This window comes from Leptospira mayottensis 200901116 (assembly GCF_000306675.2).
In the GTDB taxonomy this organism is placed as follows: Bacteria; Spirochaetota; Leptospiria; order Leptospirales; family Leptospiraceae; genus Leptospira; species Leptospira mayottensis.
The window spans coordinates 61,611-75,640 of sequence record NZ_CP024873.1; the positions used below are offsets into that span (position 1 = coordinate 61,611).

The following is a 14,030-nucleotide window of genomic DNA, read 5'->3' on the forward strand; positions in this document are numbered from 1 at the left end:
CCGGAAGAGATTGGGGGAAAATAATGGATACAATCACGGAATTGCAACGAATCGAATCAGAGTTAAAATATTTACGTGACTACCTCCCTGTGATAGCCAAGGTAGAGATCAACGAGGCCCTTGGGAATATTCATCGCGCAAAATCCAAACTGATTGAATTTGCCGCTGCGAACGAACGTGACGGATATTAAAGTGTTGCAATATAAGAATCCTATGCCAATTCATTGAACGTGAGTTACATATTTACGTTCCTTTTTGTAAAGCTTGTATTGAGTACGAAGTGTAAAGGATGTATGGGTACGTTTAAATGAACAAATGTTCATAATGTGACAGAACTATCATTATCGGAAGTGCCTGTTGTAATGGGTCTTTCTTGTGAAGTTTGGGTTGATTGAATAACGTGTCTTTATGACATTCGTATATTCGGTGTTTATCATTAGGCGACATTGCGAAAATTGCAATCGATTTGAAAATGAATCAAAAAAAGTCTCAGGTAAATTCGAATTAAAAATTGCTTGAAACTTACACATATCTTTGTGTCGACCTATTTCAGTTCGTGAGATGACTCCTCGGGAAAGAAAAATCTATGAAAACTCGTAAAAAAATACCTCATCTAAAATCAGAAAGTTCTGAAATTGATTTTTGGACTAAGAATGATTCTGCGGATTATATCGATTATTCAAAGGCTAAAAAAGTGTCTTTCCCAAATTTAAAGCCTACAACCAAAATGATTTCTCTGAGATTACCTGAAGCATTAATTGATAGATTGAAAGTTATGGCGAACAAGAAAGATATTCCATATCAATCTTTAATAAAGCTTTTACTTTCAGATAAAGTAGAAGAAGAGCTTAGAAAATAAAAAGCTGTTAAAGCCACTACTGCATAACTTCGTCTCCACGCCCCGCTCGCTCGAACTCGTCGTGCTAATGCGTCTACGGTTGCAACGTCGGAGAACTCTTACATTAGACGGCATTTTTGTATCTGATATATTGATAGGGGAAAAACTATTGAGATTGATTGTTCTTTTGATTGTTCTATTTATGATAGCCTGTTCGACAAGAAACGCTATTGTTTCTTATGCAATAGTTCGTGGAGATGCAGTTAATGTGAGAAGTGACTCCAATCTCGCTTCTAAAAGAATTCGAATTGTTAAGAAGGGAGAACTTTTAACATTAATCAAACGAAGCGATCATAAAGATTCGATCGAAGGGTTTAGCAATTATTGGTATAAATATAAAAATGAAGCAGGAGAAGAGGGTTGGGTCTATGGGTCCTTTTTGACTTTGTATCAGAATATACATCCTAATGCAGGATTGTTTATCAATAAATTTAAATCTACAGTTTCTAATTTATTTCCTCTAGTAAAAAAATCTTCCAATAAATATACACGATACGGTGGTAATTATAATGATTATGAAATTACGATTTCCGTCGAAGATGGAATTTTAATTTTAAATGAATTAGAGAAATACGATTTGCGTGAGCAAAAAGTTACTTCCGTTTATATATTAAAAGATGACAGGCTATTTCAAATTTACCGAGGTCTATATCCAAGCTTTAACTATATTGAATCTAACTGTTTTATTACTATCAACAGTTCCGGTGTGCAAACTTATGATATGGACAAAATACTTAATGAAAATTTTACTTCCCTTCCTGGAGCTCCATTTGAGCAAATTTCGGAATTGAAGACTGAAAACTATTTTTTTGAATACGAAACTTCAACGGGATATATACTACAGAAAAGTAAAATAAACAAATTGATTGAAAAAAAATATAAACTAACCAACTGCAAACTATCGAATTTAGCTCAGTAAGCAAAAACGGTGCCTAACTTGACTTCCAGGTTTCGTTTAATGGTATGAAATCAAATTTGTCTTATAAAAACTATTACGTATTACACTTCATTTTTTACAAACTTTTTGAGCGTATTGTGTTCCTAACAAAACCTTTAGAGTAAGTGTTATCATGTGCCGAAACATTCGTTCATTTTTGAGGCATAGAAGCGAATTATGGGAAGTTGCTTAGAACTGGATCTTTATTCGTAGAAGTGATATTTAAACGAATATCTAATGCGTCAGAGATTGTCGAAATAACAGAAGCACTTTCTTCTTTATTCCGAACTTTGAAACTGATTCGGTTTTTAAATTCGTCACCCAATTTGATGAAAAGTACTCCAAATAACTCGTCTGCGTAAGATCCTGCGATGAAGCGAATATTGGAAATATCAAACACTATAGAATTCCCAAGGTTAAGGAGCTTCTCAACTTCTTGGCGTTTGAGACGGCCGTTTTCACGAGAAGAAAGAATATTATTTTCAAAAGTAATTTTTACGCTGCTATTCATAATCTTCCTCCCTAATAATCATCGACGAATTAAGAGGAGTTTGCAATAACTTCTCTTGCAAATTTCCCTTTAATTTCATCAAATTAAATCTTAGACTAATAGAAACTCCATTAAAATTTTGGGATAAATCCTGTAATCTGGAACTTCCATCGAAATTTAGTATATAATACCCTAATCCACTGACAATTTCTAACCTTCCACTGTAATTTTTTGCAAACTTATGAAGTTCATATAAGCCATATCCGATATGGTGATTCCCATCCCCTCTTTGAGAGACATAAGAATTGGGAAATGGAGAACGCCCAGAATGGCCTTCTGGAAGACGTTGTGAAAACTCATCTAGTTTTTTTGTCGAATTCGATACTTGAAGACACCACTTGATCGCTTCTTTATCATCGGTAACCTTTAATTCTGGCTTTCGATTTTGTATTTCTTTTAAAAACCCAATTCCGTTATCAGAAATTGCAAATTCAAAATTCTCTTTATAAGCTTGTGCCATAGAAAATCCAGTTCCTAAAGAGTGTGAACTGACGTTATCATGAAGCTCTCCTATTGTATGAAAAAGTGGACTTAGTTCGTTATCTGTTAATTTGAAAGACTTGAAATAATTATTGAAACATTCATAAATACCAGTATTTGCATTTTCAACATCATTATAAATTTGAATTTTTTGGATTTGTGTATAAGTTTTGCCTTCACTAGGTCTTATTACTTCTTGTATTGGTATAGACGTATTCGCAAATTTATTGAGACCGATCGTATTAATATAGCTTTTGACTTCATCTCTGTTTACTATTATATAATTGGTAGTATTAGAGACGCGCGAAGTCAAAAAAACCCAAAAACTTGGCAGATAAAAATCTTTTTTTAAAATCCATTGATTTAAGTTTTGGATTTCGGTATTTTGAAATTGTCGAATCGATTCAAGTAAAGACATTAGTTTTAAAAAAAGTGCATTGGCAAAGATGATTTATTTTGAAAATTTAAAGTTATACCGATATCCATAGCTATTCCAATTAAAGTATAAGCGCCATAATAGTTTATAGAAGCTTCATTTTTAGTTTCGGGAGTATTGAAATGTGCAATCATCGTTCCTGGAACTTTACTTAAATAAATTTCAATACCGAATTCCTTTTTTTGAATTTTGTTAAATAATTCTTCATAATTAGAAATTGAATTCTTAAAAAATTCCAACGGTATAGTACCTTTTTTTGCGATTAGAATTTCTTTCTCATATACTGCGAGAATAATTCCTTTTTCATCGAGTCGGCTATTCGTATTGAAATCTGGAGAATTGGTTAATATCGGTCTTCTCTCATTGGAATCTATATTCAATAAACCAACTGATTTTCCTATATCGTTAGAAAAATAGTCCTGATTTTTCCAACACATTTCTAGAGATAATATTGCATTCGTTAAATTGTTTTCCTTTAAAAAGTATGAAGTCATATAGTTATGATAATAACTGTGAATTTTCTCTAATGCAGAGTTCAAATGTTCAATTTTTTTATTTAATTTCGATATTGAATCTTCATACCCATGTTTGATTTTGTCACTGGTTATCGAATTAAGAAATAGACTTTTTTCTTGATATTTATTTTTATTGTTCTCATTAAAAATTTTGAAACGAAAAGAAAAGTTATCAGAAATCAAATTGGGTATAGTATAAATAAGAGAATAAATAAATGCGGTCCCAGTAGTTTTCCAAATTGTGAAATCATAATTAGTAAGTGAAATTCTAAACTTTTCATAGCTATAACTTTCAAAGAGTAGAATATAAAAAATATCCCAATTCCACATTAAAAAGGAAATCGCGAAAGAAAAATAAAATGGGCTTCCCACTCGTTCGTTTAAAGAGGATTTCATTTGATCCCAAAGGGATTTTTCGACAGTTTCATTTATCTCAGTATTCATTGAACTGAATACAAAAATGAATAAGGATAGAATTACTACAATGAAAAATAATATGAGAATAAGATACTAATCTACTTTTTTAAAATAAAAAAAACAATTATCTTCAGAACTAATCCACAAAATCCCCACTTTACAAAGCTACCGATTGAATTTCGAGTTATTTTAAAGAACGTCATTTACACAAAATTGCTGATACTGTCAAAACTTAAGTTCGTCAAAAATGGAGTCGTAAGTTTCGGGTTTCTTTCAGAAGAAACTGTAAGGTAAATACTGTTAAAGTAGTTTTTTAAAAACTTTTCCATTTAGAACTTGTCCCAAAACCTCGGGTGTAGGAACTCCTACGAGAATTGTCCAACGATAAAATTCGTTAGAAAATCCATAAATCACCGATCTGCGGGAACTTCCACGCTCTATTACGAACTTATAAAGTGATTGTGCTGATTTCTTTTCGTGTTTTGGGATAAGTTCTTAACTAAATCAAAAATTTATTTTAAGTATTTTGATAAATAATTTCTTTTTCAATTTTAAAATCTAAATTTTCTTTTTTTAACATTCCTTCACGTATTACTTTAGCCCATAATTTTTTTTCTTTATTCCAGTGAAAACCCGATTTAATTGCTAAATCTTTTTTATCAAAATCCAAATGTGCGGTTACTCTTAAAAGTGGTGTTTGAGCAAATTGTATTATTTCATCAATATTATATTTACTAAGTATATTCAACATAGTGAAAACGTCGAATAGAGCCCTATGACTTTGAAAAGGCATTAATCCATGTTCAAAAGATAAATAATTTAATTTCCTGGTTCGAATATTTTTAGGATAGGCTATATCATATCCAGTATCTATCCAAAAAACTTTTTTATTTTTATATTTAACTAAATTCATTAACCTTTCATAAATAACCCTATCGAACTCAATACCAAAATGAGTAACTATACATATTGCTTTATCCGTCATTTCAGATATTTTAATCGAAGCTGATTCTATTGGAATTCCGTAAGAATATAGGTCTTCTTCTTCAATTCCTGTTAAAATTTTAATGTCTTCTTCAATTTCAAAATGTGTAGGAGGTGCCGTCGTTTCGATCTATTCACGAGGTGCGTATCGTTCTGGAGATATAGACTTAGAGCCGGTCTCAAAACTGGTTGTACTTTTGAATCGTAATTATTTACTTGTGAAATGGACAAATATTATTCAGAGATCCCCGATGCACTTTGGGAAAAAATAGAACCATTAATCCCAAAAGTTAGGGCAAATCTCCAAGGAGGTCGCAATCGATTACCTACAAGAGTGGTAATGGCGGGGATCATCTATCGAATGAAAACAGGCTGTCAGTGGCGGGCAATTCCGAGTAACTTCGGATCTGGTCAAACTTGTCACAGAAGATTCCAAGAATGGGAGCGAGCGGGAGTATTCAAAAAGGTTTATAAATCTATTTTAAAATATTATGATGTGAAGAATAAGATAGCATGGGACTGGGCCTCGATGGATTCCGCAATTGTTAAAGCTCCCAAAGGGGGAGTTTAACCGGCAAAAACCCTACAGACCGCGCCAAATTAGGGGTTAAACGGCATATTCTTACGGATGGAAATGGAATTCCATTGGCCATAACATTGAGTGGAGCCAATGTTCATGACAAGCATAACGTAAAAGAGACTTTAAATTCAATCCTGATTTTTTCCGGTAGAAGAAAAAAGAAACCAAAACATCTCTGTCTTGATAAAGGATATGACTTTAAAGATACGGAAAAATTAATTAGAAGAAGAAATATCCGGCCTCACATTCGAAGAAGAGGCGAGAAACCATTGATCGGTAAATATAAAGGAAAGCCTCGAAGATGGGTCGTTGAAAGAACTAACAGTTGGCACAATCGATTCAGGGCTATCCTTATCCGGTGGGAAAGAAAATCTGAAAATTATATGGCTTCTCTTTACCTCGCGAGCACTATTATTGTTTTCAATTTCTTTAATAGATAGTTTTGAGACCGGATCTTAGTTGAACCACTTTTATCCAAAGCGTCTGAAATAAAATCAGTAATGGAAGAATTGGGATTTTATAAAAGAAGTCGTCATTATGTTCACCCAAAATACAATCATCTTTTTATTGAATTCCTTTCCGCCCCTGTTTCAATTGGTGATGATTATAAGATCATTCCAGATGAAAAAGAAATTGAAGGTAAAATCTTAAAAATATTTTCACCGACTGATTGTATAAAAGACAGGCTATCTTCTTACATACATTTCAATGCACGGGAATGTCTCGATCAAGCATTGTTAGTAGCAAGGAATCAACGTTTTGAATTGAGAAAAGTCAAAGAATGGTGTCTTAAAGAAGGTGCATTGGGAAAGGAAGCATTTGAAGAGTTCGAAAAGTTATTAAGAATTACTTAGAACCCGTCTCAAAACCTTAGGAATGTAGGAGCTATTACAATCTTAAACGACAGGAAAAACCTTCAATACGACGGTTTCTGTGGGAACTCTCACGTGAACTTCCCCCGAATGAGTGGACACGGACGTGCAAAAGAAAAAGGATAAAAAGCATGGCTCGTAAAACACAATATGACGAAAGATTTAAGAAGAGTACGGTCGAACTCCTGATAAAGTCCAGGAAATCAATGACCCAGATATCGAAGGATTTGGGAGTTTCTTTGAATACCTTGATAAATTGGAAGAAGAGAGTGTCGGCTTGATTGTGTAAATGACTTGTGAATAACCAAAAAGTAACAAGGATAAACCCAATATGAGCAAACCCAAAAATCGAGCTGAAGATCTACTGGGAAATGAAGGCCTCTTAAAGCAACTAACGAAATCACTGATAGAGCGAGCGATGCAAGGTGAGATGACGCATCACCTTGGATATGAGAAGAATTCCTCGTTGGGCAATAACACAGGAAATTCTCGGAATGGAAAAAGTAGCAAAAAGCTCAAAGGAGATTTTGGAACAATCGATTTGGAAATACCTCGAGACAGAAACGGCAGTTTCGAACCTCAGATCATACAAAAAGGTCAGACACGTTTTACCGGCTTCGATGACAAAATCATTTCGATGTATTCACGCGGAATGACCACACGAGAAATTACCCAACATCTCCAAGAAATCTATCAAGTGGAAGTCTCAGCGGATCTGATCTCAGAAGTCACCGATTCGGTAATGACCACGGTGATCGAGTGGCAGAATCGCCCCTTGGATAAAGTATATCCAATTCTCATCATGGACGCGTTAGTCGTAAAGGTGAGAGACGGCCACCACGTTCAAAACAAATCCTTCTATTTGGCTTTAGGAATCAATCTACAGGGCACAAAAGAGATACTTGGGATTTGGGTGGAGCGCACCGAAGGAGCGAAGTTCTGGCTTCAGATCTTAACCGATTTAAAGAATCGCGGAGTTGAAGATATCTTAATCGCCTGCGTTGACGGGTTAAAAGGATTTCCGGATACGATCATATCAGTTTTTCCTAATGCACAAGTTCAACTTTGTATCGTTCATATGGTAAGGAATTCTTTGAAATGGGTTTCTTACAAACAGAAGAAAGAGTTGATGATTGATTTAAAGGCTATCTACAAATCTCCGTCGGCAGAGATTGCTAAGAAAAGCCTTGATGATTTTTCAACCAAATGGGACAGTCAATATCCGATGATCAGCAAGTCCTGGAGAAACAATTGGGAATCGGTGATTCCTTTTTTGGCTTATCCACCTAATATTCGTAAGGCGATTTACACCACAAACGCCATCGAATCTATGAATATGGGGCTAAGAAAAATTATCAAGAATCGGGGTTCGTTTCCTACCGATGAAGCGGCTATCAAGCTTCTTTATTTAGCTTTGAATAATATGTCTAAAAAATGGACCATGCCTATTCAAGATTGGGGAAAAGCAATGAATCAATTTTCGATTATTTTCGGCGATCGGTTGAAGTTCGATTCGTTTTAAGATATGTCATTTACACAGGAGCGCTGACACCCTCTCAACATCTGAAAAATAACTTGACTCATTACTATAAAAATGAGTACCGGAAAATAAGTAACAACAAAGATAATCTTTAAAAAGGTAAAAGTTCTTCTTCGATTTTTTTTAGTTTTGTCTTTTTAAGATTTTTTACAAGGGAATCATTTCGATCAAATAAAGGTTCGAAACTTGTGTCTAATTTTTTTATTAAAGACTGAAGTTTTTCATTTTTATCGAATGAATAACTGTAGGTAACTTTTTCTCCATTTTTAAGAGTAGCATTAACCTCAGAGATAATACCGTTAGCTGTTTTGTAGAAATTAATCGATGTATACATATCTTTCCGCAAATTATCAACTAAATTTTCAGGAGTGATTATAGAAGAGTAAATAAGATTGTATATTTGTCTTAATTGATCTTTATTCATAAAATATGTACCCTTTTATCCAAGTTGATCAGTTACAAATGCTTTAATAGCACTATCGACGTATTCTCGAATTTTATCAAGTCTTTCTTCCGCTAAATTTAAATCCCTTAAACTCCATTCTGAAATTGGCCTATTGAAATAGTTTTTCATCGTTGTTCTTATATATATCGACAACATCGCGTCATTTTTGTTATTTTTTTTGAGTATCCAACTATAATCTTGATCTCCAAAAAGTCGTGAACAATTTTTAAGTTCACTACCTTTCGGACTTAATCCATAACGTGAAAGAATATCGGGAACTAGCATATTTATTTTTGTTGTCACTATCTGACGTTTCCCCTCTTCAAAGGCAACTGGGTTTTTAATATTTTGTGATTGACCTTCTATTTGATCTAAAAATCTATTAGCTTCTTCATAAGATGAGACGCCAAGCTCCATTATCTTTTTGATTTTTTCATCACGTATCTTCTGTTCTTCTATTCTAGCCTCCTCTATTTCCTTGGTTAAATAGGGATCTATTTGAAGAGTTCCGATTCCTTTTTCGGTTACAATTCCTAACAAATTGTCTCGTAAGAGCAATTCACGCGCATTACTAGTTTCTTCGATAAATTCTTGGGTATCATTGATTTCATTAATATAAGCTGATTCATTTATTTCTTGCTTGTAATCTTCCCACAACTTGTCAAGATACAAATGTTTATGTGAAACTATCCAACCAATATTATCTTCAGTTTTTGGATTGTAATGAGATGGGATGATTCTTAATATTCTACCTATAAATTGCATGTAAGGCAATAACGCTCTAAAGGGGCGAAAAATCGCAGCTACAGATAAAAATGGATGATCATATCCTTCACCAAGCATGGCAACATTTACTATAACATCAACTTCATGATTTTCAATTAAATTAAGAATTTCTTTGCGCTCTCCTTCCTCTTGGCGACTATGAACAATTGCTGTTCGAAGTCCTTCTGACTCGTAAAGCATTTTTATTTGTTCTGCATGAGATATACTGCAAGATGTACTAATTATTTTGTGAGGAATATTTCGACCGTTCACTCGTTTTTGTAATAGTAGTTCAATACTTTTCCTTACAATCATTAAAGAGCATTCTCGCGAATAAGCAACAGAACGACTTATCCAATCTTCGTCTTTTATCCCCAATTTATAAATTTCATCAACATTATAAGTTTTTGATTCGTCGTTATCTATTGTTAAAAGCAAATCTTCAGGAACATACGAAATATTTTCCAATTTTTTAACGAAATTTTTTGCCATTGCTCTACTTAATTTATATTTATATACTAGTTCTCCAGAAATATCAACTTCATCTGTTCTAAAAGGAGTTCCTGTTAATTTTACAATTTTTGCATTAGAAAAATATTTTATGGTATTTACCCATGTTTTTGCTGGTGAATGATGGGCTTCATCAATAATAATCATATCGAAATGGTCACTTTTCACTTGGTTAAGGAGGCTTGACTCTAAGTGATCTTGCAATCTATGAATATTTAATATTACAAGATTAGAGTTATTCAAATATTCTAACTTAACTCCTCGCTTATATTCTATAACTATAGGGAGATCTCGAACATCTTTAAAAACATTTCTTGTAAACCAAAAATTATCTGGTGAATTTGGGTTTAATGCGCCTAATATTGAATCTTTTATAACCAATCGAGGAGTAATAACAAGTACACGTCCTTTAGAAATTTTATAGGGTAATATCCCTATAAGGCCAGTTTTGCCGACACCTGTAGGAATTACTACAATTGCGTCACTTGCTTTGCGATCTATTATAAAATGTTCATAGACTTCCCAATATGCTTCTATTTGAGGCTCACGAAGTTCAAGATTTTCTTGGATATTTACATTTTTTGTAAGCCAATAGTCCATTTCGAAGTTAAGATTCATTATCCCCTCTTGTCCAATTAAATAATATTCTATAATCCTACTAATTGTCTAAAAACCAATATATACTAAAAATACAATTTGAAGTCGTCGTTATACTTTTACTGCAAATGGAAACCAAGTATTTCTTTTAATCGAACCCTCCATCGTTGGGTGTTGTGTTCTAAATCTTTGCGATACGAGATTCTTAGCAGTATTAAAAGTGTAATTCAATTCTTGAAATATATTTCGATCCTTATAATTATTGATATTGTTTCCTGTAGAAATCAAATTTTGAGTAAAAATTCCACCTTCATTTGTATCATTTGCTGTCTCTCCAATCGAACATGCGTATAATATAAGTGATCCTGGATCAGCGGCAAGAACTTGTTCATCATAAAATCTTCGATGTTTTAATGCTAAATTCGTTTGTTCATTAATTAAAGATTTATAGTAAGTATCACCTTGGAGTGAAGTCGGTGGAGTAAAATAGCTTCGACAACTATCTATTATGACAACCTCACGGTCAGTATAATTAATTAAACCTTCAGCCTCAAAATCATCTCCATCAGAATTAATTTCGATATAAGTTTTTCCATTTTTTATTGAAGTGCCACCATGCCCGGAAAAAAGAATTAGCGAGTAATCAGAATATTTAATTTTATTTAATAATGATAATAATTTATGTTTACTTGGATTCACAACTTGTTCAATTTCATTTGGATACCAGGCACCACCAACATTGCTATAAAGATATTGTCTCATCCTTTCCATATCAACAGAAACACCATTAAGATAATTTCCTTTCGTATCTGAGCCAGGAGCTCCAATTAATAAACATATTCTTTTCATTTTATTCTTCCATAATTATTCGATTAACTATTCTAATAAATTTCTTATGATAACCCAACTGCTTAAACTCTGTGTGAATTAATTTTTTCCACCAATATTTATGAGGAATTATTAATTCAGGAACATGTACGTATTCTTCCATTTTAGAATTTGCAAAATATAGATAATCTCTCTAAATAATTAAAAACAATTATACAATAGCTATCATATCTCAGATCTTTTTCTTCTAATTTGATTTTAGAAGAAAATTCAACTATATACTCTTTGCTTTCTAAATATGGATATTGGATATTAAGATTATTAATTTGTGTTAAAGAATCTCTAAGCGCTTTTTCTTCTGATTTTTTATTGTTAAATAACGCAATTAGGTAGGATGTTATTCCAGAAAATAACATTGAAACTAATGCGACAATAGCAGCGAAAGTTAATTTATTTTCTATTTCGATCATTACTGATTTACTTTTTCAATTCGTTTTTAAAAAAATTAGGTGATTACTTCTAATGTTGTAAGAATACAACAGAGTTAGACGTTAGAAGAAAATTTTCATTTATAATCCTAATGTAGTTTTCACAGGATAAATTTCTAAATATCACTTAAAATAACTGAATTTGCTATAAAGTAATTTTTGTTAAAGTCAACGATATATTTTCTTATTGAATCAGAGGATACTATTGTAGCAGGGCTATATCCTGAAAACCTTGCGATTATCTTTAATAGTTCAATTCTGTATTTTTTCCTGATCTTCCATATATTTACTTTTTAGGCTGTTCTTACATATGTGCAATCCAATTCTTACTACTCGGACACATGAATAAAATACTTGGGTAGATTATTTCAAAAATTTGGATATTTTGGTCCTGCTTTAAAATGCCGTAAATCCCGAATTTGCGGTATTTTTTAAGTACCACTATTTTTTCGTAAATTCGGCCGTTAATAACTTGGTACTATTCTCATGCGTCCGGGTAGTAATCTATAAATTAAAGAAACTACAATATACGAATGTCATAAAAGAGTATTATTCCATCAATCTAATTTATATAAAATATATTTATAAATTAATTACATATAGTTTTGATAATAAACAAATCTAAATTAATAATTTTACTTCCTTCCAAATCGGTTAAAAAATGCAATGTGGCCTAGTACATAAAAGAAGACACCTTTTTTTCCAAGAATAGAGGTAAAAGGTGAGAATGAAAGGAAGAAGAAAATATTCGCCGGAGTTTCGGGAACAAGCGGTAAACCGGACGTTAAACGGATCGTTTACAATAAAAGAAGTAGCAGAGTCCTTAGGAGTTAGCTATTTTGTATTGAGACAATGGAAGGCCGAGCATTTGAAAAAGAAGGAAACAGAGCAACCACTTACGGATAAACAGCTTAAGGAATGCGGAAAATTGAAAAGACTTCGTAAAGAGAATCTGAGATTAAAGGACGAGAACGCGAAGAAAAGCCTTGATGATTTTTCAACCAAATGGGACAGTCAGTATCCGATGATCAGTAAGTCTTGGAGAAATAATTGGGAATGAGGGTGTCAGCGCTCCTGTGTAAATGACATATCTTAAAACGAATCGAACTTCAACCGATCGCCGAAAATAATCGAAAATTGATTCATTGCTTTTCCCCAATCTTGAATAGGCATGGTCCATTTTTTAGACATATTATTCAAAGCTAAATAAAGAAGCTTGATAGCCGCTTCATCGGTAGGAAACGAACCCCGATTCTTGATAATTTTTCTTAAACCCATATTCATAGATTCGATAGCGTTTGTGGTGTAAATCGCCTTACGAATATTAGGTGGATAAGCCAAAAAAGGAATCACCGATTCCCAATTGTTTCTCCAGGACTTGCTGATCATCGGATATTGACTGTCCCATTTGGCGGAAAAATCATCAAGGCTTTTCTTAGCAATCTCTGCCGACGGAGATTTGTAGATAGCCTTTAAATCAATCATCAACTCTTTCTTCTGTTTGTAAGAAACCCATTTCAAAGAATTCCTTACCATATGAACGATACAAAGTTGAACTTGTGCATTAGGAAAAACTGATATGATCGTATCCGGAAATCCTTTTAACCCGTCAACGCAGGCGATTAAGATATCTTCAACTCCGCGATTCTTTAAATCGGTTAAGATCTGAAGCCAGAACTTCGCTCCTTCGGTGCGCTCCACCCAAATCCCAAGTATCTCTTTTGTGCCCTGTAGATTGCTTCCTAAAGCCAAATAGAAGGATTTGTTTTGAACGTGGTGGCCGTCTCTCACCTTTACGACTAACGCGTCCATGATGAGAATTGGATATACTTTATCCAAGGGGCGATTCTGCCACTCGATCACCGTGGTCATTACCGAATCGGTGACTTCTGAGATCAGATCCGCTGAGACTTCCACTTGATAGATTTCTTGGAGATGTTGGGTAATTTCTCGTGTGGTCATTCCACGAGAATACATCGAAATGATCTTATCGTCGAAGCCGGTAAAGCGTGTCTGTCCTTTTTGAATGATCTGCGGTTCGAAACTTCCGTTTCTATCTCGAGGTACTTCCAAATCGATAGAACCAAAATCTCCTTTGAGCTTTTTGTTACTTTTTCCATTCCGAGAATTTCCTGTGTTATTGCCTGAGATGCCCCCGTTTTTAGTACCAGTGTAAAGTGTCAAAATC

15 protein-coding genes and 3 pseudogenes are annotated in these 14,030 nt (G+C 33.5%); 9 read left to right on the plus strand and 9 right to left on the minus strand.

All coding sequences use genetic code 11. The annotated features are described in order from the left end of the window. Nucleotides 1–23 precede the first annotated feature (23 nt). From LEP1GSC190_RS19995 to LEP1GSC190_RS19285, 3 genes are all read left to right on the plus strand, one after another. A complete protein-coding gene (locus LEP1GSC190_RS19995; RefSeq protein ID WP_002748939.1) occupies nucleotides 24–191 on the plus strand; it encodes a hypothetical protein in 168 nt (55 codons plus the stop codon). Between the two features lie 395 nt (nucleotides 192–586). Beyond that, nucleotides 587–859 (plus strand): BrnA antitoxin family protein, encoded by a 273-nt coding sequence (locus LEP1GSC190_RS19280; protein ID WP_002749082.1) that lies wholly within the window; start codon nucleotides 587–589, stop codon nucleotides 857–859. 148 nt (nucleotides 860–1,007) lie between these two features. After that, nucleotides 1,008–1,817, plus strand: coding sequence for an SH3 domain-containing protein (locus LEP1GSC190_RS19285; protein ID WP_173380623.1), 810 nt, complete (start codon nucleotides 1,008–1,010; stop codon nucleotides 1,815–1,817). A gap of 193 nt (nucleotides 1,818–2,010) precedes the next feature. Here the strand turns inward: LEP1GSC190_RS19285 and LEP1GSC190_RS19290 are convergent, their stop codons facing one another. From LEP1GSC190_RS19290 to LEP1GSC190_RS19305, 4 genes are all read right to left on the minus strand, one after another. Further along, a complete protein-coding gene (locus LEP1GSC190_RS19290; protein WP_235590165.1) occupies nucleotides 2,011–2,346 on the minus strand; it encodes an STAS-like domain-containing protein in 336 nt (111 codons plus the stop codon). Beyond that, the gene (locus LEP1GSC190_RS19295) at nucleotides 2,339–3,283 is read right to left on the minus strand and encodes a hypothetical protein (RefSeq protein ID WP_002749081.1); all 945 of its coding nucleotides are present in this window, start codon (nucleotides 3,281–3,283) and stop codon (nucleotides 2,339–2,341) included. Before LEP1GSC190_RS19295 ends, LEP1GSC190_RS19290 begins: the two co-directional genes overlap by 8 nt. Before the next feature lie 5 nt (nucleotides 3,284–3,288). Further along, entirely contained in the window at nucleotides 3,289–4,212 is a 924-nt protein-coding gene (locus tag LEP1GSC190_RS19300) for a hypothetical protein (RefSeq protein ID WP_002764326.1), read from the minus strand. A 538-nt stretch (nucleotides 4,213–4,750) separates the two neighbouring features. Next, complete coding sequence (locus tag LEP1GSC190_RS19305; protein WP_002749079.1) at nucleotides 4,751–5,218, minus strand: hypothetical protein; 468 nt, start codon at nucleotides 5,216–5,218, stop codon at nucleotides 4,751–4,753. 222 nt (nucleotides 5,219–5,440) lie between these two features. Here LEP1GSC190_RS19305 and LEP1GSC190_RS20650 point away from each other — a divergent pair, with 222 nt between their 5' ends. The 5 genes and pseudogenes from LEP1GSC190_RS20650 (at nucleotide 5,441) to LEP1GSC190_RS19330 (ending at nucleotide 8,191) form a co-directional block, all read left to right on the plus strand. Then, entirely contained in the window at nucleotides 5,441–5,788 is a 348-nt protein-coding gene (locus tag LEP1GSC190_RS20650) for an IS5 family transposase (protein ID WP_002724411.1), read from the plus strand. A 47-nt stretch (nucleotides 5,789–5,835) separates the two neighbouring features. Further along, nucleotides 5,836–6,237 (plus strand): IS5 family transposase, encoded by a 402-nt coding sequence (locus tag LEP1GSC190_RS20655; protein ID WP_036036267.1) that lies wholly within the window; start codon nucleotides 5,836–5,838, stop codon nucleotides 6,235–6,237. A gap of 15 nt (nucleotides 6,238–6,252) precedes the next feature. Next, nucleotides 6,253–6,651, plus strand: a pseudogene (locus LEP1GSC190_RS19320) (hypothetical protein); the annotation flags it as partial. 149 nt (nucleotides 6,652–6,800) lie between these two features. Further along, a complete protein-coding gene (locus LEP1GSC190_RS19325) occupies nucleotides 6,801–6,950 on the plus strand; it encodes a transposase (protein WP_002746313.1) in 150 nt (49 codons plus the stop codon). 50 nt (nucleotides 6,951–7,000) lie between these two features. Continuing rightward, nucleotides 7,001–8,191, plus strand: a complete 1,191-nt coding sequence (locus tag LEP1GSC190_RS19330; RefSeq protein ID WP_002746300.1) for an IS256 family transposase — start codon at nucleotides 7,001–7,003, stop codon at nucleotides 8,189–8,191. A 109-nt stretch (nucleotides 8,192–8,300) separates the two neighbouring features. On the opposite strand, the gene LEP1GSC190_RS19335 is transcribed toward LEP1GSC190_RS19330, so the two are convergent. The 4 genes from LEP1GSC190_RS19335 to LEP1GSC190_RS19350 all read right to left on the minus strand — a co-directional run bounded on the left by LEP1GSC190_RS19335 (nucleotide 8,301) and on the right by LEP1GSC190_RS19350 (nucleotide 11,824). After that, nucleotides 8,301–8,633: a hypothetical protein gene (locus LEP1GSC190_RS19335; protein WP_237578401.1), complete on the minus strand. Its 333-nt coding sequence runs from the start codon at nucleotides 8,631–8,633 to the stop codon at nucleotides 8,301–8,303. 15 nt (nucleotides 8,634–8,648) lie between these two features. Then, on the minus strand, nucleotides 8,649–10,547 hold the full coding sequence (locus LEP1GSC190_RS19340) for a DEAD/DEAH box helicase (protein WP_237578402.1): 1,899 nt from the start codon (nucleotides 10,545–10,547) through the stop codon (nucleotides 8,649–8,651). Nucleotides 10,548–10,637: 90 nt separating this feature from the next. Beyond that, the gene (locus LEP1GSC190_RS19345; RefSeq protein WP_002746224.1) at nucleotides 10,638–11,375 is read right to left on the minus strand and encodes a caspase family protein; all 738 of its coding nucleotides are present in this window, start codon (nucleotides 11,373–11,375) and stop codon (nucleotides 10,638–10,640) included. A gap of 143 nt (nucleotides 11,376–11,518) precedes the next feature. Then, the gene (locus LEP1GSC190_RS19350; RefSeq protein ID WP_237578403.1) at nucleotides 11,519–11,824 is read right to left on the minus strand and encodes a hypothetical protein; all 306 of its coding nucleotides are present in this window, start codon (nucleotides 11,822–11,824) and stop codon (nucleotides 11,519–11,521) included. A 745-nt stretch (nucleotides 11,825–12,569) separates the two neighbouring features. On the opposite strand from LEP1GSC190_RS19350, the pseudogene LEP1GSC190_RS19360 reads away from it, so the two are divergent. Next, nucleotides 12,570–12,812 (plus strand): annotated as a pseudogene (locus tag LEP1GSC190_RS19360) (transposase); the annotation flags it as partial. 122 nt (nucleotides 12,813–12,934) lie between these two features. Here LEP1GSC190_RS19360 and LEP1GSC190_RS19365 read toward each other — a convergent pair. Continuing rightward, nucleotides 12,935–14,026: pseudogene (locus LEP1GSC190_RS19365) on the minus strand (IS256 family transposase); the annotation flags it as partial. Nucleotides 14,027–14,030 lie beyond the last annotated feature (4 nt).